The organism is Tenacibaculum sp. L6, from assembly GCF_028823685.1.
GTDB lineage: Bacteria > Bacteroidota > Bacteroidia > Flavobacteriales > Flavobacteriaceae > Polaribacter.
On the sequence record NZ_JAPEHZ010000004.1, the window covers coordinates 31,676 to 54,575 of the forward strand.

Annotated in this window: 20 protein-coding genes and 1 pseudogene; 16 read left to right on the forward strand and 5 right to left on the reverse strand. The window is 31.9% G+C overall.

Annotated features, from left to right (window positions below; genetic code table 11):
• Positions 1-44: 44 nt before the first annotated feature.
• From OU788_RS01640 to tsaD, 3 genes are all read right to left on the reverse strand, one after another.
• Positions 45-719, reverse strand: coding sequence for a hypothetical protein (locus OU788_RS01640; RefSeq protein ID WP_274633549.1), 675 nt, complete (start codon positions 717-719; stop codon positions 45-47).
• Positions 720-786: 67 nt separating this feature from the next.
• The gene (locus OU788_RS01645; protein WP_274633550.1) at positions 787-1,452 is read right to left on the reverse strand and encodes a M15 family metallopeptidase; all 666 of its coding nucleotides are present in this window, start codon (positions 1,450-1,452) and stop codon (positions 787-789) included.
• Positions 1,453-1,473: 21 nt separating this feature from the next.
• Positions 1,474-2,502, reverse strand: a complete 1,029-nt coding sequence (tsaD, locus tag OU788_RS01650) for a tRNA (adenosine(37)-N6)-threonylcarbamoyltransferase complex transferase subunit TsaD (protein WP_274633551.1) — start codon at positions 2,500-2,502, stop codon at positions 1,474-1,476.
• A 226-nt stretch (positions 2,503-2,728) separates the two neighbouring features.
• Here tsaD and OU788_RS01655 point away from each other — a divergent pair, with 226 nt between their 5' ends.
• The 5 genes from OU788_RS01655 to OU788_RS01675 all read left to right on the forward strand — a co-directional run bounded on the left by OU788_RS01655 (position 2,729) and on the right by OU788_RS01675 (position 11,740).
• Positions 2,729-7,090, forward strand: coding sequence for a translocation/assembly module TamB domain-containing protein (locus tag OU788_RS01655; RefSeq protein ID WP_274633552.1), 4,362 nt, complete (start codon positions 2,729-2,731; stop codon positions 7,088-7,090).
• A gap of 12 nt (positions 7,091-7,102) precedes the next feature.
• Positions 7,103-8,026, forward strand: a complete 924-nt coding sequence (locus tag OU788_RS01660) for a DUF368 domain-containing protein (protein WP_274633553.1) — start codon at positions 7,103-7,105, stop codon at positions 8,024-8,026.
• 33 nt (positions 8,027-8,059) lie between these two features.
• The gene (locus OU788_RS01665; RefSeq protein ID WP_274633554.1) at positions 8,060-9,067 is read left to right on the forward strand and encodes a DUF368 domain-containing protein; all 1,008 of its coding nucleotides are present in this window, start codon (positions 8,060-8,062) and stop codon (positions 9,065-9,067) included.
• Positions 9,048-9,809, forward strand: coding sequence for a shikimate dehydrogenase family protein (locus OU788_RS01670; protein ID WP_274633555.1), 762 nt, complete (start codon positions 9,048-9,050; stop codon positions 9,807-9,809). Before OU788_RS01665 ends, OU788_RS01670 begins: the two co-directional genes overlap by 20 nt.
• 86 nt (positions 9,810-9,895) lie before the next feature.
• Entirely contained in the window at positions 9,896-11,740 is a 1,845-nt protein-coding gene (locus OU788_RS01675; RefSeq protein WP_274633556.1) for a DUF349 domain-containing protein, read from the forward strand.
• A gap of 73 nt (positions 11,741-11,813) precedes the next feature.
• On the opposite strand, the gene OU788_RS01680 is transcribed toward OU788_RS01675, so the two are convergent.
• On the reverse strand, positions 11,814-13,484 hold the full coding sequence (locus tag OU788_RS01680; protein WP_274633557.1) for a M1 family metallopeptidase: 1,671 nt from the start codon (positions 13,482-13,484) through the stop codon (positions 11,814-11,816).
• 91 nt (positions 13,485-13,575) lie between these two features.
• Between OU788_RS01680 and OU788_RS01685 the strand changes: the two genes are divergently transcribed.
• The 5 genes and pseudogenes from OU788_RS01685 to OU788_RS01705 all read left to right on the forward strand — a co-directional run bounded on the left by OU788_RS01685 (position 13,576) and on the right by OU788_RS01705 (position 17,854).
• Positions 13,576-14,376, forward strand: a complete 801-nt coding sequence (locus OU788_RS01685) for an SDR family oxidoreductase (RefSeq protein ID WP_274633558.1) — start codon at positions 13,576-13,578, stop codon at positions 14,374-14,376.
• On the forward strand, positions 14,373-15,047 hold the full coding sequence (locus OU788_RS01690; protein ID WP_274633559.1) for a hypothetical protein: 675 nt from the start codon (positions 14,373-14,375) through the stop codon (positions 15,045-15,047). The genes OU788_RS01685 and OU788_RS01690 overlap by 4 nt, the downstream gene beginning before the upstream one ends.
• 64 nt (positions 15,048-15,111) lie before the next feature.
• Positions 15,112-15,765 carry a fructose-6-phosphate aldolase gene (gene fsa / locus OU788_RS01695; protein WP_274633560.1) on the forward strand — a complete coding sequence of 218 codons (654 nt, stop codon included), beginning with the start codon at positions 15,112-15,114 and terminating at the stop codon, positions 15,763-15,765.
• Positions 15,766-15,830: 65 nt separating this feature from the next.
• A pseudogene (gene menD / locus OU788_RS01700) lies at positions 15,831-17,442 on the forward strand (2-succinyl-5-enolpyruvyl-6-hydroxy-3-cyclohexene-1-carboxylic-acid synthase).
• A 1-nt stretch (position 17,443) separates the two neighbouring features.
• Positions 17,444-17,854, forward strand: coding sequence for a DNA-binding protein (locus OU788_RS01705; protein ID WP_274633561.1), 411 nt, complete (start codon positions 17,444-17,446; stop codon positions 17,852-17,854).
• Position 17,855: 1 nt separating this feature from the next.
• Here the strand turns inward: OU788_RS01705 and OU788_RS01710 are convergent, their stop codons facing one another.
• Positions 17,856-19,100: an alpha/beta hydrolase-fold protein gene (locus tag OU788_RS01710; RefSeq protein ID WP_274633562.1), complete on the reverse strand. Its 1,245-nt coding sequence runs from the start codon at positions 19,098-19,100 to the stop codon at positions 17,856-17,858.
• 94 nt (positions 19,101-19,194) lie between these two features.
• On the opposite strand from OU788_RS01710, the gene OU788_RS01715 reads away from it, so the two are divergent.
• The 6 genes from OU788_RS01715 to OU788_RS01740 all read left to right on the forward strand — a co-directional run bounded on the left by OU788_RS01715 (position 19,195) and on the right by OU788_RS01740 (position 22,824).
• Positions 19,195-20,034 (forward strand): 1,4-dihydroxy-2-naphthoyl-CoA synthase, encoded by an 840-nt coding sequence (locus tag OU788_RS01715; RefSeq protein WP_274633563.1) that lies wholly within the window; start codon positions 19,195-19,197, stop codon positions 20,032-20,034.
• A gap of 99 nt (positions 20,035-20,133) precedes the next feature.
• Positions 20,134-20,742 (forward strand): fumarylacetoacetate hydrolase family protein, encoded by a 609-nt coding sequence (locus OU788_RS01720; protein ID WP_274633564.1) that lies wholly within the window; start codon positions 20,134-20,136, stop codon positions 20,740-20,742.
• Between the two features lie 41 nt (positions 20,743-20,783).
• On the forward strand, positions 20,784-22,028 hold the full coding sequence (locus OU788_RS01725) for a competence/damage-inducible protein A (protein WP_274633565.1): 1,245 nt from the start codon (positions 20,784-20,786) through the stop codon (positions 22,026-22,028).
• A 165-nt stretch (positions 22,029-22,193) separates the two neighbouring features.
• The gene (gene rpmB / locus OU788_RS01730) at positions 22,194-22,433 is read left to right on the forward strand and encodes a 50S ribosomal protein L28 (RefSeq protein WP_028893013.1); all 240 of its coding nucleotides are present in this window, start codon (positions 22,194-22,196) and stop codon (positions 22,431-22,433) included.
• Between the two features lie 28 nt (positions 22,434-22,461).
• On the forward strand, positions 22,462-22,644 hold the full coding sequence (rpmG, locus tag OU788_RS01735; protein ID WP_013070733.1) for a 50S ribosomal protein L33: 183 nt from the start codon (positions 22,462-22,464) through the stop codon (positions 22,642-22,644).
• 27 nt (positions 22,645-22,671) lie between these two features.
• A complete protein-coding gene (locus tag OU788_RS01740; protein ID WP_081728324.1) occupies positions 22,672-22,824 on the forward strand; it encodes a DUF4295 domain-containing protein in 153 nt (50 codons plus the stop codon).
• Positions 22,825-22,900: the final 76 nt, after the last annotated feature.

Here is a 22,900-nt window from a genome sequence, read left to right on the forward strand (position 1 = left end):
GTTATTCATAAAAGTTATGATAAGTTTTTTAGAACTTTTACGATTTATTTTTCTTTTGCAACAATGATTGTAGCTTTTGCTCCTGTAGCTAAGTTCCATTCATTTGATGAAATTAGCATGCCAGCATCATTGTAAATTTTAAAAGCAGCAGTATTAGGACCAGAAGTTCCTTGGTTTAGGGCAACAATTTTTATGGTGTTGATACCTTCATCTAAAGGAAGGTTGAAAGACTGATAACGTTGTTGAAGTGTTAGGTTACTTACAACAGGTACGTCATTTATATAGATGGTTACTCTGTCTCCATCAGGATATTGGTAATCTCTACAAATAATATTTACACTACCACTTTTTGTTCTGAAACTTCCTAAATCTTGATCAATAACAGGGTATTGATACATTCCGTTTACTTGTTTAAAAGCGTTTAGGTGTCGTTCTTCGGCAATTTTAGCTCTTGTTAAAATTCCTTTATTCTCAAACTCACTTTTAGCTCGTTGTTTTTCAAGTTCTTTTTGTAGGTCGTTATGTGCAGTTTTAAAACCACTATCACTATTAAATTCTAAGCTCTTAGGTTTAGTAACTTCTTTTGCAGGCGCAGTAATAATTCCGAAGGAAGTATTTCTTTTTTCTTTACCGCCTATTGTACCATCCATTTGAGCAACAACATTAGATGTTATGCTGAATAAAAAAATGATAGCGAGTGTTGGTATAATTTTCATCATTGCAAAAAAACTAAACAAATATAATGCCGATTTTTAAGAGATTCTTTTAATAAAGAGTTAAAATTAATTATTTTACAGGGAAATCAAAAAAAGTTTTAGGGAAAGGTTCACCTCTAAGAGTAAAATGCCACCATTCTTTACTGTAAGACCTGAATCCATGTTTATTCATAACTTTTTGTAGTAATTGTCTGTTCTTTTTTTGTTGATCAGAAAGACTATCATAAGCGATATGAGATGAAATTCCAAAGAAATCATACGGACTTCCCATGTCTAATTCTTCTCCAGTTTCTAAATTGATGATGGTAAGGTCAACAGTACTACCTCTTGAATGTCCAGATTTAGAAGAAATATATCCTTTTTTAAACAGATGGCGCTTGTTTATTTTTGGATAGTATTGCTGTTTCATTAAAGTGTCGTTTACTATTCGAGCCCATTTTACAAAATGATTAACAGCTGTTTGTGGGCGATACGCATCGTAAATTTTTAAGCCTAAGTTTTTGGTAGCTAACTCATCTTGTACTTTTTTCAAAGCTTGAGCAGTAGGAGTGGTAGTAATCAATATATTTTCTTCGTATCCATTAACTGGAACCCCCATAAAGTTGTTGTTATGGCAATATCTTAAATCAGCTTGTATTGTGGGAGAAATATCGTTTATGTATGAAAAACCTTTAGGTAGGTTTTGTGATTGAACTCCTAAAGAAGATAGTAGTAAAAAAGTTAAAATCCATTTCATAGAGTGAGGGTAAAAGGGGAGTTATTCTGTGACTTTTAAACGTGCTTGAGCGGTTACTGAAATATCAGAATAATCATTGTTTAAATATTTTAAATATCCAGCAATAGCAATCATAGCTGCATTGTCTGTGGTGTATTCGAATTTAGGGATATAGGTTGTCCATCCCCAATGTTTTTGAGCTGTAGTTAATCGTTTTCTAATTTCAGAATTAGCAGAAACACCACCAGCTATAGCTATGTGTTTTATGCCTGTTTGTTTTACAGTATTTTTTAGTTTATCCATTAAAATTTCAATAATGGTATGTTGAATAGACGCACAAACATCGTGTAGATTTTCTTTAATGAAATCAGGATTTTCTTTTGTGTTTTTTTGAATGAAGTATAAGATTCCTGTTTTCAATCCACTAAAACTAAATTCTAAATCCCCAACTTTTGGTTTGGTAAATTTGAAAGCTTTAGGGTTTCCTAATTGCGCGTATTTATCAATTAAAGGACCACCAGGGTAAGGTAAGCCTAATATTTTTGCAGACTTATCAAAAGCTTCACCAACAGCGTCATCAATCGTTTCTCCTAAAATTTCCATTTCAAAATGATTGGTGATTTTTACGATTTGAGTGTGACCTCCACTAATAGTTAAGCAAACAAAAGGAAAAGGAGGAATCTTACTACCTTCTTCTTCAATAAAATGTGCTAAAATATGCGCTTGCATGTGGTTTACATCTATTAAAGGAATGTTTAATCCTAAAGCTAAAGATTTAGCAAAAGAAGTTCCGACAAGTAATGAACCCATAAGCCCAGGGCCACGAGTAAAAGCAATAGCATTTAAGTCATGTTTTGTAATACCTGCTTGCTCAATAGCCTGTTGAACTACAGGAACGATATTTTGTTGATGTGCTCTTGAAGCTAATTCAGGAACTACACCGCCGTATTTAGCGTGTACTTCTTGGTTAGCAACAACATTACTTAGTACTTTTCCGTTGCAAATTACTGAGGCACTTGTATCGTCACAAGAGCTTTCAATTCCTAAAATATAAACAGTTTTGTTACTCAAATTATTTCGGATTTAGACTACAAAAATATTGATATTACGTTAGATTTTCGTTAAAATCAATATTTCTTTAAAATAAGGCAACATTTTTGCAGTTTGCTGATTACTTTTGTTTATTAAGATTATAAAAAGGGAAATCATTAAAAGAGTAGGTAACATAATAGGTAGAATACTAAAGTACACGCTGCTTTTTCTACTCTTGCTTTTTATTTTGTTATCGCTTCCTTTTGTGCAAAGTAAAATAGCCAAGCAAGCTACAAATTGGGTAAACAAAGAGTTTAATACGAATATTGTAGTAAAACGAATAGATTTATCTTGGTTAGGTAAAGTTCAATTAAAAGAAATTGAAATTAGAGACCATCATAAAGATACCCTCATTTTTGTTAATAAACTAAGTACTTCTCTGTCGAATGTAAAGCGGATATTAGATAATAAAGTAGACTTAGGTGAAGCGTCTTTAACGGGAGTTCATTTTTATATGAAAACCTATAAAGGAGAGAAAAATGATAACATGTCTATTTTTATTGAAAGCTTTGAAGATGGTAAGCCTAGAGACAGTTTAGCAACTCCTTTTATTCTTAAAAGTGAAAAAATCGCTTTGGAAGATTTGACTTTTAAACTGATGGATGAAAATAAAAGCGAATTACTTCAATTTGCAGCGTATGATGGAGGAGGAGAATTACAAGATTTTTCTATTATAGGACCAGATGTTTCTGCAAAAATTAGAAATCTACATTTTACAGAGAATAGAGGAATAAATATATCTAATCTATCCACGGATTTTACGTACACAAAATCATCAATGGATTTTGCAGAAACAGTACTTGAAACAGATAATGAAACCAAGTTACAAGCAGGGATAAAATTTACCTATGACAGAAAAGACTTCGTGAACTTTAACGACAAAGTAAAAATTAAAGCGAAGTTTCAAGAAAGTACGATATCGGTTAAAGACTTGAATAAACTCTATAATGAAATTGGTGGGAATGATTTTCTGTATCTGAGCGGAAGTATTAATGGGGTTCTTAATAATTTTAGTGCACATAGTGTTCGAATACATTCTAAAGGAGGTATGCGAATTATTGGCGATATGGGATTTGTTAATTCCTTTAATACTGATAGAGGTTTTGTTTTTGATGCAGATTTAGAAAACCTTACAGCAAATTATCATCAATTAAGAAATGTACTTCCGAATTTATTAGGTAAGACATTACCAACAGAATTTCAGCGATTAGGCGCTTTTACAATGAATGGTTTGGTAAAAGTAACTCCAGATCAAATGGATGCTACTTTGTCGGTAAAATCTGAAATAGGAACTGCTATCTCAGACCTTCAATTAACCAATATAGATAATATAGATAATGCTGAATACACCGGTGAAATTGAGTTTAAGAACTTTGATTTAGGAGTTTTTGCAAACGATCCTGTGCTAGGAACGGTATCATTAAAAGCTGATGTAAATGGAAGTGGATTTAATGTAGAGAATGTAAATACTATTATCATAGGAAAAGTAACTAGCTTGTATTTTAATAATTATGAATACAAGAATTTACTGGTGAACGGACAGTTTCAAAATAAAAAGTTTGATGGATTATTAAATGCTGAGGACGATAATTTTAAATTGAATTTTGAAGGATTGGCAGATTTTTCATCAGAAATAAATAAGTTTGATTTTATAGCAAATGTCGATAGGGTTGATTTGAAAAAAACAAATCTGTTTACAAGAGATAGTATTGCTGTGTTAAAAGGAAATATCAATTTGAATATTTCAGGAAACACTTTTGATGATATTGTAGGTAAGGCAACGTTTAAAAACTTGGTGTATACAAATCAAAAACAGAGTTATCCTTTTAAGAGTTTTGAAGTAAATTCATCGGTAAAAGATAGTATTAAAACGATAGAAGTAAATTCTGAAGATATTGTAAAAGGAGAGTTAAGAGGAAAATTTTCTTTTGAAGAATTATTACCGATAACTCAAAATGCATTGGGTAGTGTGTATACGAACTATCGTCCGCACGAAGTAGCTCCAAATCAATTTTTAGATTTTGATTTTACTATTTATAATCAAATTATCGATATCTTTTTACCTAGCATTTCAATAGGTAGCAATACGCGATTAAAAGGAAGAATCAATTCTGATAAAAACTCCTTAAAACTTACATTTGAATCGCCTGAAATTAACGCTTACAAGAATATAATTGAAGGAGTTGTTTTAAGGTTAGACAATAAAAATCCATTATATAATACCCACCTAACAGCCAATAAAATTAATACAAAGTATTATAATATTGAAAAGCTCAACTTGTTAAACCGTACTCAAAACGATACACTGTTTTTTAAATCGGTTTTTAAAGGAGGTAAAGATTATGCAGAGAGTTTTAATTTAGATTTCTTTTACACGATTAATGAACTTCAAAAATCGGTTGTAGGAATTCAAAAATCAACCTTACACTATAGAGGGTTTGATTGGGTTGTGAATCCAAACGATGATAAAAATAACAAAGTAACTTTTGATTTACGAAAAGACGATTTTAACATTAGTCCATTTGTATTTAAATCAGGAGAGCAACGAATAGATTTCAAAGGAATTGTAAAGGATAGTACTTATAAAGATTTACACGCCAACTTTGATAAAGTAAAATTAGGTAGTTTTTTACAACCTATAGATAGTTTGAAGTTAGATGGAAAGTTAAACGGAAACCTAGAGTACAAACAAGATCAAGAAACGATAACACCTAAAGGAAATCTATATATAGAAGACTTTTTTATTAATGATTACTCCCAAGGAAATCTAGCTTTAAATGTTATAGGAAACAACTCGTATGAAAAATATAATGTTGATCTTACTTTAGAAAATGACAATGCTAAAAGTATTTCAGCAACGGGAGGGGTAGATTTTTCAGGAGAAAGACCAACGATAGATTTAGAAATCTATCTAAAAGAATATGATATAGCAGCTTTTAGCCCTTTAGGAGAAGATGTTTTATCTAAGTTGAGAGGAAAAGTAACAGGAGATTTTACAGCGAGGGGTTATTTAGGGAGTCCAGATTTACAAGGAGAACTTAATTTTGAAAATGCAGGATTGGCATTTCCTTATTTAAACGTAGATTTTGACTTAAAAGGAAACTCTAATGTTGTCTTAGAAGGACAAGAATTTGTTTTCAAAGATATTATTCTTGAAGATACAAAATATCTAACACAAGGAGATTTATCAGGAAGTATAGCGCATCAAAATTTTAAAGAATGGTATTTGAATTTTGATATCAATACCAGAAATTTATTAGTGCTAGACACACAAGAAAAAGAAGAGTCTCAATACTACGGAACAGGTTTTTTAGATGGAGAAGCTAAAATTAGAGGACTTACAAGTAATTTAAATATTGACGTAAATGGTAGAACCAACAAAGGAACCTTATTCGTAATACCTTTAAGTGATGTTAAAACGATAGATAATTATAAGCTAATTCGATTTAAAACAGGAGAAGAAGGAGAAGAAACCAAAGGAAGAATAATTAAAGATATTAAAGGGTTAGATTTAAACTTAAATTTAGCGGTAACGAAAGATGCTGTTGCGCAAGTAGTAATAGATAAAGTTTCTGGAAGTGAGTTAAAAGGTAGTGGAGAAGGGAATTTATTTATAGATATTGATACCCGAGGTAAGTTTAATATGTTTGGAGACTTCACGGTAGATAATGGTTTTTATAACTTTAAGTACGCAGGAATCACCAAGCCATTTATAGTACAAAAAGGAGGAACGATTTCATGGAATGGAGATCCTTATGATGCAGAATTAGATATTACTGCAGTATATAGAACTAAGGCGAATCCAGCCCAATTGTTAGATAATATCAATTCCAACCGTAAAATTCCTATCGATTTATACACAAAAATTACTGGTGGTTTATTTAGCTCAACACAAGAGTTCGATATTAAAATACCTAATGCGAATTCAACGGTAACTTCAGAGTTAGAGTTTATTCTAAATGAAAATGACTTGAACACTAAAATGCAGCATTTTTCATTCTTACTAGCTTTTGGAACATTCTATAATGCGGATGCAATTGGAAATAGTGCAAGTGCAGGAATAGCAGGAACAGCATCAGGAATTGCCTCGAGTATATTAACAAATATGTTAAATAGTGATGGAAATAAGTTCCAATTAGGAGTAGGGTATACACAAGGAGATAGAGGTGAGGTAGATAATCTTAATTCAGATGATCAAGTTGATATTTCTGTTTCTACGCAATTAAGTGATGGAGTTTTAGTAAATGGTAAGGTTGGTGTACCAGTAGGAACAAATACCCAAACTAGTGTTGTAGGTGAGGTAAAAATTGAGGTGTTGTTAAATGAAGAAGGAAATTTAAGAGGTACCGTTTTTAACCGTCAAAATGAAGTACAATATTCTACCGAAGAAGAAGGATATACGCAAGGAGTAGGTATTTCGTATCAAGTTAATTTTAATAACTTGCGCCAGTTAGGAAGAAAACTAGGGTTGAACAAAAAAAGAGAAAAGAAAGACACTATAAAAGACAGTATTCAACCAAAAAAGAAAAAAGGATTGATCAACTTTAAGTCTAAAGAAGAAAAATAACCAAACAATTTTATGAGTAGAACAGTAAAAGATTACATGGTAATCATGTTGAAAGGAATTGCCATGGGAGCTGCTGATGTTGTTCCTGGAGTTTCAGGAGGTACAATTGCATTTATTTCGGGTATTTATGAAGAACTGCTGGGAACTATCAGTAACATCAATCTAAAATTATTAAAAACGTTAAAAGGAGAAGGATTAAAAGCGGCATGGAAACAAGCTAATGGAAACTTTTTAGCAGCACTTTTAACAGGGGTTTTTATTAGTATTGTTTCATTAGCGAAAGTATTATCTTGGTTATTAACGAACCATCCAATTTTAGTGTGGTCTTTTTTCTTCGGATTGGTATTAGCAAGTGTTATTTATATTGCAAAGCAAGTAACACAATGGAACGTTTTATCAGGAGTTTTACTAATTGTGGGAGCAATTGTAGCTTACTATATCACTACATTAAATCCGTTAGTTTCTGAACATTCTTCTATGTCGTTTATGTTCTTAGCAGGAGCAATAGCAATTTGTGCGATGATTTTACCAGGTATTTCAGGATCCTTTATTTTGGTGCTTTTAGGAGCGTATAAACCTGTTTTAGCAGCTGTAAATAATCGAGATTTAACAACGATAGCAGTTGTAGGGGTTGGAGCAATTGTTGGATTATTATCTTTTTCAAGGGTTTTAAAATATTTATTTGCTAATTATAAAAACTACACGTTGGTCGTATTGACAGGCTTTATTATTGGTTCATTAAATAAGATTTGGCCATGGAAAAAAGTGTTGACCTATCGTACAAACTCACATGGAGAGCAAGTTCCGCTTAATGAATTGTCAATTTCGCCATTTTCTTTTGAAGGAGATCCGCAATTAATGTATTCAGTTTTATTAGCGTTAATAGGTTTCGGATTGATATTATTACTCGAAAAATTAGCAGTAGAAAAGCAATAGAAAATAAGTAACTTAGCGTTCTAATCAAATAATATGTATAAAGAGCGTACGCTACTACAAAAAATCCATCTTTTTTTAAAAGGCTTAATCATGGGAGGTGCCAACAAAGTACCAGGGGTTTCTGGTGGTATGGTAGCCTTTGTTATGGGGTTTTATGAAGAGCTTATTTATACATTTCAAAGAATAAACGGTAAAGCTTTTAAACTGCTTTTTAATGGTAGGTTTAAAAGCTTTGCAGATTATACCAACTTACAGTTTTTAGTATGGGTAATGGCTGGAAGTATGTTTAGCTACTTTAGCGTTTCTTTGGTACTAGATTATTTTCTAAAAAATTACGAGTTATATGTTTGGTCATGGTTCTTTGGAATGATCATAGGCTCAATTTATTACATTTCAAAAGACTTTGGTGATTGGAAGCTTAAAACAGTAATTGGTTTACTCATTGGTGCTACAGTAGGTATGTCTATTAGTTTTATGACGCCAGCAACAGAAAACGATAACTTATGGTTTGTGTTTGTGTGCGGAATTATTGGTGTTTCAGGAATGACATTACCGGGATTGTCAGGATCCTTTATTCTGATATTACTAGGGAATTATGTGTTGTTGTTGGTGGATAGTGTAAACGTTTTAGGAAACGTAATTACGAACTTAATTTCGGGTAATTTTGAAGTGTTGCAAGATGAGGTTAAAGTAAAATACTTAAAAATAATAGCAGTTTTTACTGCGGGTTCAGCATTCGGATTGGTTTCTATTTCACATGTGTTAGGATACGTTTTAAAAAGATGGCACCAGATTGTAACAGCAATTATTATCGGATTTATAACAGGATCTCTAGGGGTTGTTTGGCCTTGGAAAAAAACAATATATAAAACGGATGGAGCTTCTTTTTTGTTAGATCAGAACGGAAATAAGATCATCGAAAACTACCAAAGATTTATTCCTAATTTTAACAATCAAGAAACATGGATTTCAACAGGATTCATTATTATTGGAATCTCATTAATCTTAATTATTGATTTTTATGACAGAAAAAGAAAATAAGCATTTGTATGCTTTAGTAGGAAGAAATATTTCCTACTCATTTTCTCGTGGATATTTTACAGAAAAATTTGAAAAATTAGACTTAGAAGATCATAAGTACATCAATTTTGATATTCAATCAATACATGAACTTCCTCAAAAGATAAAAGAAAATAAAAAAAGGTTAAAAGGAATGAATGTTACCATTCCTTATAAACTAGAAGTTTTTAATTTTTTAGATAGGATTGATAAAAAAGCGTTGAAGGTTGGTGCAGTAAACACTATAAAAATTTCTAAAAAGGGAAGATTAAAAGGATACAATACCGACGTATACGGGTTTAAAAAATCACTAAAACCATTACTGAAAAAGAATCATAAAAAAGCATTGATTCTAGGAACAGGCGGAGCAGCTAAAGCTGTAGCCTTTGTGCTTGAAATGTTAGAAATTAAATACAAACAAGTTTCTAGAGCTCCAGAAGGTAAAAAGCAAATTTCTTATAGTGATATTACTGAAGAAATGATGAACTCATATCATCTAATTGTAAACTGTACACCATTAGGAACACATCCGAATGTAGAAAATTGTCCTGATATTCCTTACGAGTTTATTTCAGAAAAACACTTGTTATACGATTTAATATACAATCCGGCAGAAACTACCTTTTTGAAGAAAGGAAAAGAAAAAGGAGCAATTATAAAAAACGGATTAGAAATGTTAGAGCTTCAAGCCGAAAAAGCTTGGAAAATATGGAATGAGGACTAATCCTTTAAAATCGAAAATAAAATTTGCTATTATATTAGAATCCGTATCTTTATAATCTAAATCAAAGGAACTTAAACATTGTAGATATGTTAGAAAATAACGAAGAGAAAGTAGAAAACCCAATTACAGAAGAACAAATCAACGCAAGTAAGGAAACTGAAAACGCAGTTAATGAAGTAGAAAATGAAGTGGCTAATGAATCTGAAAAGGCAGATGAAAAGCACGAAATCCCAATGCTTGATTATGCTTCGATGGAATTAGAAAAATTGGTTGATGAATTAAAAAAGTTGTTAAAAGATCATCCAGTACAACAATTAAAATCAAATGTAGATGCTTTAAAAACAGCATTCAACTCAAAGTTTGGAGCTTTACTTGCTAGTAAAAAAGAAGCTTTTTTAGCTGAAGGAGGTAATTCTATTGATTTTCAGTTTTCTAGTCCTGTTAAAACAGAGTACAACAAATTACTTGGAGAATATAAAACCAGAAGAGACGCGTATTATTCTCAATTAGAAAAGCAATTAAAAGAGAATTTAGAAAGAAGAAATAATTTAATTGAAGAGTTAAAGAATTTAATCGAAAACGCTGATCCAAAAACAATGTATAACGATTTTCAAGAAATTCAAAATCGTTGGAAGAGCATTGGTCCAGTTCCTAAAACAAAGTATAACGATACTTGGAGAACTTATCACCATCACGTAGAGCGTTTTTACGATTTATTACACCTAAATAAAGATTTTAGAGAGCTTGATTTTAAGCATAATTTAGAAGAAAAGCTACGATTAATTGAAAGAGCAGAGGCTTTAAATGAGATTGAAGATGTAAATGTAGCTTTTAAAGAGTTACAAGAATTACACCGTTTATGGAAGGAAGAAGTAGGACCTGTTGCAAAAGAAAATAGAGAAGAAGTTTGGGGTAAGTTTAGCGAAGCCACCAAGAAAATACACGATAAACGTCATCAGTATTTTAGAGAGCTAAAATCAAAATATCAAGAAATGATTGATATTAAATTGGCAGTAGCAGCTGAAATTAAAGCTTATGATACTTCTAAAAATAAAACGCATAACGATTGGCAAAAGAGTATAGTAGAAATAGAAAAACTACGTAAGAAATACTTCGATATAGGAAAACTTCCATATAGCAAGAGCGAAGCTGTTTGGCAAGAGTTTAAAGCTGCGACGAAAAAGTTTAATACTGCGAAAAATGCTTTTTATAAAAATGAAAAAAGTGCGCAGAATGACAACTTAAAAAGAAAAATGGAATTGGTTGAACTTGCTGAAAGTTTAAAAGACAGTGAAGACTGGAATGAAACAACTAATACCATGAAGCGTATTCAATCAGATTGGAAAAAGATAGGACACGTGCCTAGAAAATTTTCTGATGATATCTGGAAACGTTTTAAAAATGCGTGTAATCATTATTTTGATAGGTTACATGCTTTAAAAAATGAGCAAAACAAAGAACAATTAGCTACTGTAGAAGCTAAGAAAGATTATATTGAGCAAGTAAAATCTCAAGACATTAAAACAGAAGAAGATGTTGAAAGAGTGTTAGGAGAGTGGAGAGATTTAGGAGCTTTACCTAGAAACGCTCGTCATTTAGACGAGAAATTCAACAAGGCGATGGATGCTCATTTAGAAAAATTGGATCTGAATAGAGTAGATGTTGAAATGATGAAGTTTAAGAATGTAGTAGATTCATATTTATCACAAGAAGATTACAGAAAGTTAGATAGCGAGCAGTTCTTTATCCGTAAGAAGATTGATGAAACTGTAAGGGAAATGCAGCAGTTAGAAAATAATTTAAGCTTTATTTCTAACGCCACAGAAGATAATCCTTTAGTAAAAAATGTTCGTAAGGGAATCCAAGAGTTTAAAGACCAATTAGACCTTTGGCAAGAAAAACTAGACTACTTAAAAAGATTAGATTACTAATCAGATGTAATTTTACAAAACAAAAAAACTCGAATCAAATTGATTCGAGTTTTTTTGTTTTGTTTAACTGTTGTTAAACAGATTTAGAATACACATAAAAGTTTTCATCAACTTCAATGGAAGTTCCTTTCATCGTTTTTGTTTGCCAGTCTTCTGTTGGATATAATAATTCAGACTTTCCATTAATAGTTATTCGTAAAGGCATGTTGAATCCTTTAACAACATTAGTCCAACGATATTTTAACTTGTTGTTTTCAATATGATATTCAAATTCAGGAATATCAACCGTACGTAAGTATTGGTCAAAAATTTTACTTAAATCAATTCCTGATTTTTCAATCATATATTTTTCAATTTCTTGAGTGGTAACTGTTTGATGATAAAAATCTGAGTTTAATCCGCGTAAAATTTGTCGCCATTTTTCATCATTATTTACTAGTTGACGAATGGTGTGCAACATGTTAGCTCCTTTGTAATACATGTCGCCAGAACCTTCGTTATTAACATCATAATGACCTATAATTGGTTTGTCATTTTGAATAGCATCACGAGTTCCTATAACATATTCCGAAGCTGCTTTTTTTCCGTAGTAATAATCTAAAAATAAGTTTTCAGAATAGGCAGTAAAACTCTCATGAATCCACATGTCCGCAATATCTACATTAGTAATGTTGTTGGCAAACCATTCATGACCTGCTTCATGAATTATGATGAAGTCAAACTTTAATCCCCAACCAGTTCCTGATAAATCTCTACCTAAATATCCATTTTTGTATTGGTTTCCGTAAGTTACAGAACTTTGATGTTCCATTCCTAAATACGGAACTTCTACAAGTTTAAATCCATCTTCATAAAAAGGGTATTTACCAAACCAATGCTCAAAAGCTTTCATCATTTTAGGAGCATCTTTAAATTGCTCTTTTGCTTTTTCTAAATTGTCTCTAAGTACATAGTAGTTCATATCTAATTCACCATCTTCTCCTTGATATTTCTCAGAAAAGTGAACATAATCTCCAATATTCACATTTACTCCGTAGTTATTAATAGGATTGTCTACAAACCAGTGGTATGTAGTTGTGTTGTCATTGTGTTGTTCAATATTGCGTAAGCGACCATTAGAAACATCCATTAAGTTTTTAGGTACGCGAACACTAATTGCCATACTATCTACTTCATCGTACATGTGGTCTTTGTTAGGCCACCAAACACTAGCTCCTAAACCTTGGCAAGAAGTAGCAACAAAATGTTTTCCATTATTATCTTTTTTCCAAGAAAAACCTCCATCCCAAGGAGCTCTAATCGCTTCTTTAGGATTTCCTTCATAATAAATATCAATTGATTGAATTTCTCCTGTCTTTTGAGAATCTTGTAACTGAATGAAATGCGCATTTCCTTCAGAAACAACTTTTAATTCTTTATTGTTTTGGGTAACTTTAGTAATCTTTAAAGGAGATTGTAAGTCTATCTGTAAAACTTGATGAGGTTTTAAAACTTTGTATTGTACGGTGTTTTTTCCTTCAATGAATTTTTTATCAGGATTAACAGTAACATTCAAATGATAGTAGGTTAAGTCCCACCAAGATCTTTCTGGTGTAATAGATCCACGTAAAGAATCTTGACGTGTAAATGTTTCACTTTTTGAAAATAATGAAGTGCTTTTTTGAGCGGTTGTAGAAGAGCATCCAGCAATTAAAAAAGCCAAAGATGTCATAAAAACAGATAAGGAAAATGTTTTTTTATACATAGTGTTTGTTCTTGAGAGATAAAACGCTAAGATAAGTTTTAAAGTTTTTTTATTGGAACTAACTTTAAGATATTTGCTTAAAATTACAAGCATGTCAAAAACAGTTTTCATTACAGGAGCTTCTTCAGGAATAGGGAAATCTATCGCTTTATATCTGCATGACAAAGGATATACGGTGTTTGGAACAAGCAGGAATCCTGATAAGGTTAATGTCCCATTTCAAATGGTAGCTTTAGATGTTACGAATGAAGAGTCGATTAAAAATGCGGTATTAGAAGTAGTAACGAAAGTAGGAAAAATTGATGTGTTGATTAATAATGCAGGAAAAGGAATTACTGGCCCTATTGAAGATACACCGACAGAAGAAATGAAAGAGAATTTTAATACGAATTTCTTCGGAGTTATTGATGTGATTAAAGCTGTGTTACCTTATATGCGCGAGCAGAAATCTGGAATGATTATTAACACTACATCGATTGCTGGTTATATGGGATTACCTTTTAGAGGAATTTATTCTTCGAGTAAAGGAGCTTTAGAATTGGTAACAGAAGCATTGAGTATGGAGGTTAAAAGCTTCGGAATTAAAGTGGTAAATGTAGCTCCAGGTGATTTTGCTACGAATATTGCGGCAGGAAGATATCATACGCCAGTTTTTGAAAACTCTGCATACAAAGAAAAATATGCTGAAAACTTAGCGTTGATGGATGCCCATGTTGATTCTGGCGCAGACCCAAAAGTAATGGCGAAAGCAATTCATCAAATTATACAAAATAAAAATCCGAAGATTCATTATAAAGTGGGTGGGTTTATGGAGAAATTCTCGATAGTTTTAAAAAGAGTATTGCCTGATAAAGTTTACGAAAAACTCTTAATGAATCATTATAAGCTATGAGAAAAGTAATTACAATTACTATTTTAATCTTTTATTCATCAATTTCTATGTCGCAAGAATTAAAAGGTAAGTGGTTAATGATGAAAGATGGTGATACCTATTCTGTACCTACCATCCCAATTCTAGAATTTACTAATAACACTATTAATTTCTATGATTTTGATGAGCCGGATTATGAAATTAATCAAAATACATATGTGGTAAAGGGGGATTACATCGAAATTAAAAGGAATGCAAAAGAGGAAAAAGAGAGGTTTGAATTCTTAGAGGAAAACGTTCTTAAAATTTATCACAATGTTATTTATAATGAAAGAGATACTGTTCTTCCATCTTTTTATGTGAGAGTTTTACCAACAAAAACTACTTTAAAGAAGGAAGAGATAGAGGAGGTTATTTATTCTGGTAATTTTAATAATAAAAAAATAGAGATTAAGTTTCGTAGAAAAATAGAAGAGTATTTAGCTGAAGTTAAGAAAGAAAGCAAATCTTTAAATTATTTAAAAAATGAGTTCTTTATAGAGAAGTTAGATGATACTTTTGTAGTGTCTTCTTATGGTAATGGGAAGCGTGAGTTAATTTTACTAATAGACGAAGTAGATTCTGAAAGCATAATCTTATCTGGTTTTATAAAAAAACCTTATCGTTTCAAACTAAATAAAATTGCGGATTGATTTTTCATAACTATCTTTGTTTTTTATATAAATTTTTGAACACAACTAGATAAATATATACAAGATGAAATTTTTTATTGACACGGCTAACTTAGACCAAATTAGAGAAGCGCAAGCTTTAGGTATTTTAGACGGAGTAACAACCAATCCTTCATTAATGGCAAAAGAAGGAATTACAGGTGAAGAAAACATTATCAACCATTACAAAGCTATTTGCGAAATTGTTGATGGAGATGTTTCTGCTGAAGTAATTTCTACTGATTTTGATGGAATGATAAAAGAAGGTGAAGCGTTAGCTGCATTACATCCACAAATTGTGGTAAAATTACCTATGATTGCAGATGGTGTTAAAGCATGTAAATATTTCTCTGATAAAGGAATTAAAACAAACGTAACTTTAGTGTTTTCTGCAGGTCAAGCATTGTTAGCGGCAAAAGCAGGAGCAACTTATGTGTCTCCATTTATTGGTCGTTTAGATGATATTTCTACAGATGGATTGAATTTAATTTCAGAAATCCGTCAAATTTATGATAACTATTTATTTGATACACAAATCTTAGCGGCATCTGTACGTCACACAATGCATATTATCGATTGTGCTAAATTAGGAGCCGATGTTATGACAGGTCCTTTAAGTGCAATTGAAGGATTATTAAAACATCCATTAACAGATATTGGTTTAGCTAAGTTTTTAGAAGATTATAAAAAAGGAAACTAACCAACAAAGTTGGTTTTAGTATTTTGTCATTCCCGCGAAAGCGGGAATCTCATTTTTTAAAAGATATGTACCCAAAAAAGGAACTCGCACAACTTGTTATTACTGCATGTCATGAATTTGATGTTGATAATGTAGTTATTTCTCCAGGTTCTCGTAATGCACCACTTACTGTCGGATTTTCAAATCATCCAAAAATAAATGCATTAAGTGTAGTAGATGAACGTTGTGCTGCTTTTTTTGCGTTAGGAATAGCGCAACAAACTCAAAAACCTGTGGTAATTACATGTTCTTCAGGTTCGGCTTTATTAAACTATTATCCAGCAATTGCTGAGGCGTATTATAGTCAAATTCCGTTAATAGTAATTTCTGCGGATAGACCAAAACATTTAATTGATATTGGTGATGGACAAACCATTCGCCAAGAGAATGTGTTTGAAAATCATATTTTGTTTTCAGCGAATTTGATAGAAGAAGATGAGCAGTTAAAAAATAACGCTGACTTATTGACAAAAGCGATGCAAACGGCTATCACTCAAAAAGGGCCAGTTCATATCAATGTTCCGTTTGATGAGCCTTTATATGAAACAGTAGAAGAACTAATCATCTTTTGATTTAGAAAAATTAGCTTCAATTTGGAATGCTTCAACTAGAAAAATGATTTTAGTAGGAAGTAGTTTTCCTAATGTTGAATTACAAAAGGTTTTATCGAAGTATGCAGAAGATGATTCCGTAATAATTTTAACTGAAACGACTTCTAATATATATCATCCGAAGTTTATTAATAGTATTGATAAGGTAATTTTTCCTGTGTCTTCTGAGGAGTTTGAGGAATTTAAACCTGAAATATTGGTAACTTTAGGAGGAATGGTGATTTCAAAGAAAATTAAACAGCTCTTACGAAAATCACCGCCAAAACATCATTGGCATATTGATGAGCTTGGAGCAATGGATACTTATCATTGTTTGTCAGAATTTGTACAAACTAATTCTGCTGAATTTTTAACAAGCTTGTTTGAAACGAACGAAAATGTTGAAAGCGATTATCAGCAAAAATGGTTAGAAGAAAAGGGTAGAAGGGCTGAGAAACATGAAGCGTACATGCAAAAATGTGAGTATTCAGATTTAAAAGTCTTTGAAGCAATCTTAGAAAAATTGCCTAACGAATCACAGTTGCAAATTAGTAACAGTTCAACGATTCGATATTCTCAATTATTTGATGTGAATTCTACTTTAAGAGTATTTTGTAACAGAGGAACAAGTGGTATAGATGGTAGTACAAGTACTGCTGTTGGTGCAGCGTTTTCCGATGAGAAACCAACAACGTTTATTACAGGAGATTTAAGCTTCTTTTACGATAGTAATGCTTTGTGGAATACAAATATTCCGAAGAATTTTAGAATTATAATATTAAACAATGCAGGAGGTGGCATTTTTAGGTTTATTCCTGGGCCATTGAAGACGAATGCGGCAGATTATTTTGAAACTCCTCATAACTTAACGGCAGAACATTTGGCAAAAATGTATGGCTTTGAATATGTTCAGGTAGCAGATTTAAAAGAGTTGAATGCAGAGTTAAATGAGTTTTATTCAGAAACTGAACAACCAAAAATAATGGAGATATTTACTCCAAAAGAAATAAATGATGTAGTTTTAAAGAACTATTTTAAAAACTTATAAGATGGAATTAAAAGAAGGTGATAAGGTAGATTTAGTTATTGGAGTTCAAACAGCTTTAGGTTATACGGTTTTAATTAATGAATCGTATGAAGGTTTGTTGTATAATAACGAGGTTTTTAGCGATGTAGAAGAAGGAATGCGTACCGTGGGTTACGTAAAAAAGATACGTGAAGATGAAAAGATAGATGTATCGTTACGTCCGCAAGGTTTTAAGAATGTAATTGATTCTGATGTAGATAAAGTATTACGAAAGCTAGAAGAGAAAGGCTTTTTATTATTGACAGATAAAAGCTCTCCCGAATCAATTAAATTTCACTTGCAAATGAGTAAAAAAGCATTCAAGAGAGCTATTGGCAGTTTGTATAAAGACAAAAAGATAGAATTAGAAGAGGATAGAATAGTGTTAAAATAACCTATTCTTGACCTTCTTCTTCTTGTTGTTCTATGTTTTCATTTTCGATTATTTCTTCAGTAGGATTTTCTTTCTTTTCCGTTTTCATTAAATCGTTTACACGTTTAATATTTTCATAAAAAGCATCCGCATTAGGGTTTGAAGGATCCATTTTTCCGTAAGCAGCTTTATAGTAAAAATCTGCTTTTTCATATTCTTTTCCTAACTCATAATACTTACCAATGTAAAAATCTCCCATGTGTGAGTCTGGGTATTTTATCATAACAAAGTCGCCTAAAACTCTAAGATAATCACCATCTTGTCTGTCAATAACGATATCTTCAATAACAAAAATATCATCCAAACGAACATTTAAATTTGATCCATATAAATATTGAATATCTAAGTATTTTTTCTCAACATATTTAATAGCGTCTAGCGGAGCTAAGTCTTTAACATTCGCTTCAAATTCCTCTTTAGTGATTTTTGAATACAAAGCAAACATTTGATTGAATGCCCTTGGAATTGTTTCGGCAATAACCGCTAGGTGGTTAGGAGCATTAGGGAATTCATCAAAATTAACATGTAAGTTTTTAGCTTCGTAAGAAGTTACTAATGTTTTGATTTCACTGAACAAATTGTATTGCTTAGAGTCTATATATTTCTTGTTATTACTAGTGTATAAAAAGTAAGTGTTATCTATAGAACCTAATCTGTTTAAAGAATAAGATTCTATAATAGCAGGAGCAAATTGAGGAAACTCTGGGGTAATGCAAATAAGTGAGTTAAAAACAGGTTGCTCATCTTTTAAGTAATGAGTTATAAAGTTAGCTGCTTTACCTTCACCAACAATTGTCATAAAAGGAGAAGTTCTAAAATTACCTTCCATAAAAGGAATTAACTCGTGTTTTATAAAGTTGAAAAAATGTGCCCCAGAAGTAGTTAAAGCATTGTTAGCAGGTATTATTGAAACATCCTTTCCGTAGGTTTCTTTCATGTCAATTCCAACAACAATTTGTCTAGGCGCTTTATCTACATTAGCATACAGTTTTGCGTTTCCTACATATAAATCAAAAAGGTACTCATCTCCTAATACAATTGCTAACGGATAATTAGTAGTTTCGTTGGCATCATAACCTTGAGGAAGATAAATTTTAACATTTCTGCTTCCAATTAACTCATCAGAATTAACTTTCTGAGAAATTATTTTTTGAGAGAAAAGAGTGGTACTAATTAAAAGGGCGAATAATAAATATAGTTGTCTCATATTAGGGGTAAATTAGATCGTTCAAATATAGAAAAGAAAAATAAAGTTATTATGTTATTTTTGTACATCTAAATAACGACAATATTTTAAAATTATGATACAACCAGATTGGAAAGTTGCCAAAGAATACGAAGATATTACCTATAAAAAATCACATAATGTAGCAAGAATAGCATTTAACAGACCAAATGTGCGTAATGCATTTCGTCCTAAAACTACATCTGAACTATTAGATGCTTTCCAAGATGCGCATGAAGACACCAATATTGGAGTTGTATTATTATCAGCAGAAGGACCATCAACCAAAGACGGGGTTTGGAGTTTTTGCTCTGGAGGAGATCAAAATGCACGTGGACATCAAGGTTATGTAGGAGATGATGGTTACCACCGATTAAATATTTTAGAAGTACAACGTTTAATCCGTTTTATGCCTAAAGCAGTAATCTGTGTGGTTCCTGGTTGGGCAGTAGGTGGTGGACATAGTTTACATGTAACTTGTGATTTAACGTTAGCAAGTAAAGAGCATGCGATTTTTAAACAAACAGATGCCGATGTAACTTCGTTTGATGCAGGGTATGGATCAGCATATTTAGCTAAAATGGTAGGACAAAAGAAAGCGCGTGAAATCTTTTTCTTAGGAAGAAATTACTCAGCGCAAGAAGCGTATGAAATGGGAATGGTAAATGCTGTTATTCCTCATGACGAATTAGAGCAAACAGCTTTTGATTGGGCACAAGAAATTTTAGCAAAGTCACCAACTTCAATAAAAATGTTAAAGTTTGCAATGAACTTAACAGACGATGGAATGGTTGGACAACAAGTATTTGCAGGAGAAGTAACACGTTTAGCTTATATGACCGATGAAGCTAAAGAAGGACGTGATGCGTTTTTAGAAAAACGTAAGCCTAACTTCCCAAAAACTTGGATACCTTAAAAGCCTACCCTAACCCTCCCAAAGGGAGGGCGTTAGTTTGAGTAAATTATAAAAATAAAAGAGTATTATTTTTCCCTTTGGGGAAATTAAAAGGGGCTTATGAAAATAATTTGTATTGGTCGCAATTACGCAAAACATATAGAAGAATTAGCGAATGAAAAACCAGAAAACCCTGTAGTTTTCTTAAAACCAGATTCGGCTATTCTTCCAAAGAAAATGCCATTTTTTATCCCACCATTTTCAAATGATGTACATTATGAGGTAGAAGTATTGGTAAAAATAAACAAAGTAGGAAAACATATTTCTCCAAAATTTGCTCATAAATATTACGATACTGTCGGATTAGGAATCGACTTTACTGCACGAGATGTACAAGCAGAGTGTAAAGAAAAAGGGTTGCCATGGGAAAAGGCGAAAGCTTTTGATGGCAGTGCCATTGTTGGAGAGTTTTATCCGAAAGAAGAGTTTGATTTAGAAAATATTTCTTTTCAACTACAAAAGAATGATGAGGTGGTTCAAGATGGAAACACGTCTAGTATGTTATGGAAGATTGATGAGTTGGTAAGTTATGTGTCGCAGTATTTCACCTTAAAAAAAGGAGATATTATTTTTACAGGTACCCCAGCAGGTGTTGGTAAAGTAGTAGAAAACGACATATTAACAGGAACTATTGAAGGAAGACAAGCTTTTGAAATAAAAGTAAAATAAAATATCCCGCTTCGGCGGGATTCTTTTTTAGAGATAACCAAATGAATGCAGAAATTATAACGATAGGAGATGAAATTCTTATCGGGCAAATAGTGGATACCAATTCACAATGGATTGGTCAGGAACTCAATAAAATTGGAGTTTCGGTTTATCAAATATCTTCTATCCAGGACGAAAAACAGCACATATTAAATGCGTTAAAAGAAGCAGAAAGTAGGGTAGATATAGTCATTATTACTGGAGGGTTAGGACCTACCAAAGATGACATCACAAAAAAAACAATTGCTGAATATTTTCAAGATGAAAAGGTTGTTGAATATCCAGAGGTAATCAACCATATTAAACATTTATTCAAGAAGGTCAATCATCCATTTAATGAAGTTCAAAAATATCAAGCGCAGCTTCCCTCAAAAGCAACCTTGTTAATGAATCGTTTTGGAACGGCACCTGGAATGTGGTTTTATGAAAATAATACGGTTTTTGTATCGCTACCAGGAGTTCCCTATGAAATGAAAGGATTGATGAAAGAAGAAGTATTACCAAGACTTCAATCAACTTTTAAGTTACCTTTTATTTTGCATAGAACCATTATGACGGCAGGTACAGGTGAAACCATTATTGCTGAAAGAATTTCTGAATGGGAAGATAATTTACCTGATTTTATAAAACTAGCCTATTTACCATCTTTTGGTAGTGTTCGTTTGCGTTTGTCAGCAAAAGGAAATGATAAAGAATTACTAACCCAAGAGATGGAGAAGCAAGTTGCAACGCTGTATACTCTGATTCCAGAGATTATTGTTGGCGATGATAATGAAACTTCATTAGAAAAAGAAGTAGGGAAGTTGCTGCAACAATACGGAAAAACAGTTTCAACTGCTGAAAGTTTGACAGGAGGAAAAATTGCATCCACTATTGTTTCCGTTTCAGGGGCTTCTAATTATTTTACGGGCGGATTTATAACCTATACAGCTGATTTAAAACAACAACTATTAGGAGTTTCAAAAGAAATAATTAATGAGTTTACTGTAGTAAGTAAAGAAGTTGCTGAAGCAATGGCAAAAGGATGTTTAGGTAAATTAAAAACGGATTATGCCATAGCAGTTACAGGAAATGCAGGACCAACTACCGATCATAATGATAAGAGTGTAGGCTTGGTGTATATTGCCATTGCTAGTAAAAACGGAGTAGAAGTGCAAGAGTTTAACTTTGGGCAACCTAGAGAAAAAGTAATCAATAGAACGGTAACTAAATCTTTAGAACTTTTACAGTCAATCATATTAAAATAATTAGTATTTTTGCCGCCGTTACGCTTCCAAATAGGTTAGATGCTGAACCTAAGTTTTGAATGGATTAAAATAATTTAAAATTTAATCGAGAATATTTTTGTGCAATAAATTAAATTGCATAAATTTGCACCTCGTTTAGAAATAACACTAAAAACTGTCAAGAAGATGTCTAGAGTTTGTGAATTAACAGGAAAAAAAGCGATGGTAGGTAACAATGTATCTCACGCTTTAAATAGAACTAAAAGAAGATTTAACGCTAATTTAATGACTAAGCGTTTTTATATTCCAGAAGAAGATAAATGGATTACTTTAAAAGTATCTGCTTCTGCATTAAAAAATATTAATAAAAAAGGAATCTCTGCGGTTATCAAAGAAGCAAGAGCTAACGGTTTCTTAACTAAATAATTCCTTACTTAGATAAAATTTTAGAGAGATGGCAAAAAAAGGAAACAGAGTTCAAGTAATTTTAGAATGTACTGAGCACAAAGCATCTGGGCAACCAGGAACTTCTCGTTATATTACAACTAAGAACAAAAAGAATACTCCTGATAGAATGGAATTAAAGAAATTTAATCCAATCTTAAAGAAGATGACAGTTCATAAAGAAATTAAATAATTAGCTACGGCGTAAATTTTATATAAAATGGCAAAGAAATCAGTAGCAACGTTACAAACAGGTTCGAAAAGATTAACCAAAGCTATCAAAATGGTAAAATCTCCAAAATCAGGAGCTTACACATTTGTTGAGGCTATTATGGATCCAACACAAGTAAACGACTTTTTTGCAAAAAAGTAATTCTTGTATACAGTTTAAAGAAAAGCTACTTTCGTTAGAGAGTAGCTTTTTTTTTTTATATTTACAAATTAGTACT

What these genes read in the sequence shown, in the direction of transcription:
- OU788_RS01640 (WP_274633549.1), bottom strand. Translation starts at nt 719, where the DNA reads ATGATGAAAATTATACCAACACTCGCTATCATTTTTTTATTCAGCATA.
- OU788_RS01645 (WP_274633550.1), bottom strand. Translation starts at nt 1,452, where the DNA reads ATGAAATGGATTTTAACTTTTTTACTACTATCTTCTTTAGGAGTTCAA.
- OU788_RS01660 (WP_274633553.1), top strand. Translation starts at nt 7,103, where the DNA reads ATGAGTAGAACAGTAAAAGATTACATGGTAATCATGTTGAAAGGAATT.
- OU788_RS01665 (WP_274633554.1), top strand. Translation starts at nt 8,060, where the DNA reads ATGTATAAAGAGCGTACGCTACTACAAAAAATCCATCTTTTTTTAAAA.
- OU788_RS01670 (WP_274633555.1), top strand. Translation starts at nt 9,048, where the DNA reads ATGACAGAAAAAGAAAATAAGCATTTGTATGCTTTAGTAGGAAGAAAT.
- OU788_RS01675 (WP_274633556.1), top strand. Translation starts at nt 9,896, where the DNA reads ATGTTAGAAAATAACGAAGAGAAAGTAGAAAACCCAATTACAGAAGAA.
- OU788_RS01680 (WP_274633557.1), bottom strand. Translation starts at nt 13,484, where the DNA reads ATGTATAAAAAAACATTTTCCTTATCTGTTTTTATGACATCTTTGGCT.
- OU788_RS01685 (WP_274633558.1), top strand. Translation starts at nt 13,576, where the DNA reads ATGTCAAAAACAGTTTTCATTACAGGAGCTTCTTCAGGAATAGGGAAA.
- OU788_RS01690 (WP_274633559.1), top strand. Translation starts at nt 14,373, where the DNA reads ATGAGAAAAGTAATTACAATTACTATTTTAATCTTTTATTCATCAATT.
- fsa (WP_274633560.1), top strand. Translation starts at nt 15,112, where the DNA reads ATGAAATTTTTTATTGACACGGCTAACTTAGACCAAATTAGAGAAGCG.
- OU788_RS01705 (WP_274633561.1), top strand. Translation starts at nt 17,444, where the DNA reads ATGGAATTAAAAGAAGGTGATAAGGTAGATTTAGTTATTGGAGTTCAA.
- OU788_RS01710 (WP_274633562.1), bottom strand. Translation starts at nt 19,100, where the DNA reads ATGAGACAACTATATTTATTATTCGCCCTTTTAATTAGTACCACTCTT.
- OU788_RS01715 (WP_274633563.1), top strand. Translation starts at nt 19,195, where the DNA reads ATGATACAACCAGATTGGAAAGTTGCCAAAGAATACGAAGATATTACC.
- OU788_RS01720 (WP_274633564.1), top strand. Translation starts at nt 20,134, where the DNA reads ATGAAAATAATTTGTATTGGTCGCAATTACGCAAAACATATAGAAGAA.
- OU788_RS01725 (WP_274633565.1), top strand. Translation starts at nt 20,784, where the DNA reads ATGAATGCAGAAATTATAACGATAGGAGATGAAATTCTTATCGGGCAA.
- rpmB (WP_028893013.1), top strand. Translation starts at nt 22,194, where the DNA reads ATGTCTAGAGTTTGTGAATTAACAGGAAAAAAAGCGATGGTAGGTAAC.
- rpmG (WP_013070733.1), top strand. Translation starts at nt 22,462, where the DNA reads ATGGCAAAAAAAGGAAACAGAGTTCAAGTAATTTTAGAATGTACTGAG.
- OU788_RS01740 (WP_081728324.1), top strand. Translation starts at nt 22,672, where the DNA reads ATGGCAAAGAAATCAGTAGCAACGTTACAAACAGGTTCGAAAAGATTA.